The organism is Mycobacterium sp. Soil_C_30, assembly GCF_057656995.1.
Window position 1 is genome coordinate 1 of sequence record NZ_JBDGJH010000070.1, and the last position, 380, is coordinate 380.

Below are 380 nucleotides of genomic sequence, written 5' to 3' on the forward strand. Positions count from 1 at the left end.
GACCGGGTGGCCGCGCTGGTGGCCGAGCTCGGTGACGACGCGCAGGTCGGTTTCCACGGTCACGAGAATCTCGGTCTGGGCGTGGCGAACTCCATCGAAGCGGTGCGTGCCGGGGCCAAGCAGATCGACGGGTCGTGTCGCCGCTTCGGCGCCGGCGCCGGGAACGCGCCGGTCGAGGCGCTGATCGGGGTGTTCGACAAGATCGGCGTCAAGACCGGTATCGATTTCTTCGACATCGCCGATGCCGCCGAAGAGGTGGTGGCCCCGGCGATGCCGGCCGAATGCCTGCTGGACCGCAACGCACTGATCATGGGCTATTCCGGGGTGTACTCCAGCTTCCTCAAACACGCCATCCGCCAATCCGAACGCTACGGCGTGCC

At 67.1% G+C, this 380-nt stretch carries 1 pseudogene; it reads left to right on the forward strand.

The features are described from left to right. Positions 1–380: pseudogene (locus AC3A6P_RS36155) on the forward strand (4-hydroxy-2-oxovalerate aldolase); the annotation flags it as partial.